Below are 4,520 nucleotides of genomic sequence, written 5' to 3'. Positions count from 1 at the left end.
CGACCGTACTGCGTTTTCGGTGAGAACTATCCGACCCTGGAGCCGACGAATGCGGCCGAGAACTGAGCGGATCGGTGGTGACGCAAACGCGTACGCGGTGGGATCGCCGCGTCGCCCCAAGGTGGCATGCAGCGCTCGTGACCCAGATCACCGCTCCCGCTGAGTGAGACTCCTCCTCAGTCGGCCAAACTTCTGTTCAAAACTAGAACTAATTCTGATTTTGCTCGAATGATTTTTTCGGAACGACTACCGAACTCTCGACTTCAAATTAGAATGAATACTAATTTTGCAAGACGTACCCGACCGCCCGGATCGAAGGAGCACGACATGACGCAATCACTGAGCTTGGAAGGCAAAGTTGCCGCCGTCACCGGCGCCGGCGCCGGCCTGGGTCGCGCCGAAGCACTCGGACTCGCGGCTGCCGGTGCAGCCGTCATCGTCAACGACATGGGTGCAGCGGCCAACGACGTGGTCGACGAGATCAAGGCCGCAGGTGGACAGGCACTCGCCATCACCGGCGACGTCTCCGACTGGTCGCTCGGCGGGCGCATCATCGAAGAGGCTGTCAAGAACTTCGGATCCTTCGACATCCTCGTCAACAATGCAGGCATCCTGCGCGACAAGATGATCTTCAACCTGACCGAATCCGATTGGGACGACGTCATCCGTGTGCACCTCAAGGGCCACGCCGCCACCTCGCACGCAGCCGCAGTCCACTGGCGCGCAGCCAGCAAGGCAGCCGACGCACCGGTCTACGGCCGCATCATCAACACCTCTTCCGAGGCCTTCCTCTTCGGCAGCGCCGGACAGCCCAACTACTCGGCAGCCAAGGCCGGCATCACCGCTCTGACGCTCTCGAGCGCTGCAGGTCTCTCCCGCTACGGCGTCCGCACGAACGCGATCTGCCCTCGTGCCCGCACCGCCATGACGGCAGAAGCCTTCGGCGAGAACAACACCGGCGTCGTCGGCCTCGATCCGCTTGCACCCGAGCGCGTCGCGACCCTGGTCAGCTACCTCGCATCCCCCGATTCCGACGAGATCAACGGGCAGGTCTTCGTCGTCTACGGCAAGATGGTGGCGTTGATGGAAGCACCCAAGGTCGAGAATCGTTTCGACGCAGCCGGATCCGCGTTCACCGTCGAAGAACTCGGCGGCCAGCTCTCGTCTTACTTCTCCGGCCGTGGGCCGTACGAGACCTACGCTGCCTACAGCATCGCCGGCCTCGAAAAGATCGCACTTGCAGTCGACGAGACCGCAACAGTTTAAGCAGCACTTACGAAGAGGAGCGTTTTCATGAGGTTGAACGGCAAGGTAGCGATCGTCACCGGCGGCGCCGGTGGAATCGGTCGCGCTGTCACCCGAGTCTTCGCCCGTGAAGGCGCGAAGGTCCTGTTCGTCGACATCAACGACGAGCAGGGCCAGGCCCTCGAACAAGAACTGGCCGGCTCCGGCAAGTTCCTGAACGTCGACCTTGCTGCCGCCGGTTCGGCCGAGCAGATCCGTGACGCCGCGCTCGAGGCTTTCGGCAAGCTCGACATCCTGGTGAACAACGCTCACGCATCCCGTCAGGCTCCGTTGCTCGAAACCACGCAGGACATGTTCGACCTGTCCTTCAACACCGGTTTCTACCCCGTTGTCCACCTCATGCAGGCGTGCCACGACGAACTCGCGAAGACCAAGGGTTCGGTCGTCAACTTCGCATCGGGTTCAGGTTTGGACGGAATGCCCACCCAGACGTCCTACGCTGCGGCCAAGGAAGCTGTGCGAGGCCTGACGCGCGTCGTCGCCAACGAGTGGGCGCCGGAAGGCATTCGGGTCAACGTGGTCTGCCCGTTCGCCGCCACCGAAGGCGTCGTCAAGTGGCAGGAAGCCTTCCCTGAGCGCGCAGCCGCATCGGTTGCCAAGGTGCCTCTCGGACGCATCGGTGATCCCGAAACCGACATCGCTCCCGTCGTGGTGTTCCTGGCGAGCGACGATTCCAAGTACATGACGGGTCAGACGTTGATGGCCGACGGCGGCAGCATCAAACTGCGCTGAGTCGAAGTTCTTCTCGGTGAGCTCAGCTCACCGAGAAGAGCTTGGCGGCGTTGTCGTGCACGACGGCTCGCAGCCATTCGTCTCCGAGATCGAAGCGCGTAACCGCTTGCAAGGCCGTGAGATACGGGTACGGAATGTTCGGGAAGTCGCTACCGAACAGAATCCGGTCCTGCATGTCGACGAGCCGTGATACGTCCGCCTTCGGGAAGGCACACTGCTCTTCCGTGAAGTCGGTGAACGCCATGGTCGTATCCAGGCGGACATTGCCGTAAGCCTCTGCCAGATCGAGGAATTCGCTGTACTCGGGCATCCCCATGTGGGCGACGATCAACGACAGGCGCGGGTACCGTGCGAGCAGCGAAGCAATGCGATCAGGTCCCGTGTACTCCCCCGGCGCCGGTCCCGATCCACAATGGATCACGATGGGCGTCTCGGAGTCCTCGAGCTGACCCCAGACCTTGTCGAGCAGAGGGTCGTTCGGGTCGTAGTTTCCGACCTGGATGTGGGACTTGAAGATTCGCGCGCCCGAATCCAGGGCCTTTCCGACGTACGACGCCGCCGACTCCTCGGGATAGAACGTGGCCGTGTGCAGGCAATCGGGCGTTTGCGCGGCAAATTCGACGGCCCACTGATTGAGCCACTCGGCCATCGCGTGCTTGTGCGGGTAGATCATCGACGTGAAAGCCCGGACACCGAACTCACGGAGACGGTGTACCCGCTCCTCCTCGGCAAGTCGGTACGCGATCGGCCAAGGTCGACCGATCATCGGTCCCGCCGAATCGAAGTAACCCCACACCTTGTCCATGACGCTCTTCGGCATGAAATGGGTGTGGACATCGATCACGCCAGGAACACCCAACTCGCGCCAAAAAGCCCGAACCTCGGCGATCTCCTCCGGTCCGGTCGATGGGACCTCTTCGGTACACACGTCTGACACCCCTTTCGTTCGCTCGACCATACCGAGTGCCGTCGCGCTCACCGGGACAGGTCGTTGACGGCCCGCCCGGAGCACCCGAATGTGAACCCATCTTGCCGATCACCGTTGGAGGTTGAATGTCTCAGGCCGAGTCCGAAGTGGGGTCGATCAGTGCCGTCGAGGAACTGCTCGCAATCGAGGAAATCAAGCGTGTGTTCGCCGCGCGCCTACGCTGCATGGACACCAAGCAGTGGCACGTCTACCCAACCCTGCACACCGCAGACGTCGTCAGCGAGACGTGGGGCGGACTCCCGACAGACAAGCAACCCAAGACCGGCGACACCTCGAACCAGGTAGTGGGCATCGACAAACTCACCGCGGCAATTCGGAACATGCTCGACGGCGACATCCCCCTCACCACGGCGCACCACGCACACACTCCCGAAATCGTGCTGACCTCGCCCACCACCGCAACCGGCATCTGGGCGATGGAGGACATGCTGTGGTGGAACGACGGCGAGAAAGAACTGCATCTACACGGCTACGGCCACTACCACGAGGAATACCGCAAAGAAGACGGCAGGTGGCTGATCAGCTACCGAACGCTCACGCGGCTCCGTGTCGACCAGGACCCCGGATTCTTCCGATTCATGAAAGCGCTGTGACGAAGTGACCAACCCGCTGTTCCAAGCGCTCCGTATCCGTTCGCTCGAACTGTCCAACCGCATAGTCATGTCGCCGATGACGCGCACGTACTCCATCGAGGGCGTGCCCGGGCGCGACGTCGCCGACTACTACCGCCGACGCGCCGAGGGCGGAACCGGACTGATCGTCACCGAAGGCGTCGCGATCGATCACGAGACTGCTGTCGACCACGCCAACGTCCCCAACCTCCACACTCCCGCTGCTCAGGCCGGATGGCGGAAGGTAGTCGACGACGTGCACGCTGCGGGCGGCAAGATCGTGCCTCAACTCTGGCACGTCGGACCTCTGTGGGGCGCGATGACGCAGATGGACCCCTCACTCAAGCCGATGCGCCCCTCAGGCGAATGGGGCCCGCTCGGCGTCACCTCGTACTCCGCTGCCTACGTCGAACGCGCACAGGCGAGCACCGAAGCGATGACCGAGCAGGACATCCAGGACGTCATCGACGCGTACGTCCGTAGCGCGAAGCACGCCGTCGAACTCGGCTTCGACGGCATCGCGATCCACGGCGGTCACGGCTACCTCCTCGATTCCTTCTTCTGGGAGGGCACCAACCAGCGCGACGACGCGTGGGGAGGCGACCTGGAGCGTCGTACCAGGTTCCCGGCCGCCGTCGTCGCCGCGATCCGAGCGGCCATCGGACCGGATCTGCCGATCATCTACCGTTTCTCACAGCACAAGCAGCAGGATTTCACCGCGAAGATCGCCGAAACCCCCGAAGAGTTGGGCGTCATTCTGGGCGCGCTGGTCGACGCCGGAGTCGACGTTCTCGACGCCAGCATCAGGCGTTTCGACGTGCCGGCCTTCGAAGGCAGCGATCTCTCGTTGGCGGGTTGGGCGAAGAAGCTGACCGGCGCCGTCA

At 62.7% G+C, this 4,520-nt stretch carries 5 protein-coding genes; 4 read left to right on the top strand and 1 reads right to left on the bottom strand.

All coding sequences use genetic code 11. The features are described from left to right. Positions 1 to 327 precede the first annotated feature (327 nt). A complete protein-coding gene (locus tag RWT78_RS28370) occupies positions 328 to 1,266 on the top strand; it encodes a 3-oxoacyl-ACP reductase (protein WP_007729451.1) in 939 nt (312 codons plus the stop codon). A 27-nt stretch (positions 1,267 to 1,293) separates the two neighbouring features. Next, on the top strand, positions 1,294 to 2,037 hold the full coding sequence (locus RWT78_RS28365; RefSeq protein ID WP_054831239.1) for an SDR family NAD(P)-dependent oxidoreductase: 744 nt from the start codon (positions 1,294 to 1,296) through the stop codon (positions 2,035 to 2,037). Between the two features lie 22 nt (positions 2,038 to 2,059). Here the strand turns inward: RWT78_RS28365 and RWT78_RS28360 are convergent, their stop codons facing one another. Further along, positions 2,060 to 2,965, bottom strand: a complete 906-nt coding sequence (locus RWT78_RS28360) for an amidohydrolase family protein (protein ID WP_172403435.1) — start codon at positions 2,963 to 2,965, stop codon at positions 2,060 to 2,062. A 125-nt stretch (positions 2,966 to 3,090) separates the two neighbouring features. Between RWT78_RS28360 and RWT78_RS28355 the strand changes: the two genes are divergently transcribed. Then, the gene (locus RWT78_RS28355) at positions 3,091 to 3,618 is read left to right on the top strand and encodes a nuclear transport factor 2 family protein (protein WP_166809067.1); all 528 of its coding nucleotides are present in this window, start codon (positions 3,091 to 3,093) and stop codon (positions 3,616 to 3,618) included. A 4-nt stretch (positions 3,619 to 3,622) separates the two neighbouring features. Next, a partial coding sequence (locus tag RWT78_RS28350) for a 12-oxophytodienoate reductase (RefSeq protein WP_314682627.1) occupies positions 3,623 to 4,520 on the top strand: 898 nt, incomplete at its 3' end.

The sequence above is a fragment of the uncultured Rhodococcus sp. genome (assembly GCF_963525155.1).
Classification (GTDB): domain Bacteria; phylum Actinomycetota; class Actinomycetes; order Mycobacteriales; family Mycobacteriaceae; genus Rhodococcus_F; species Rhodococcus_F qingshengii.
This window is presented reverse-complemented; position numbering and strand designations above follow the sequence as displayed.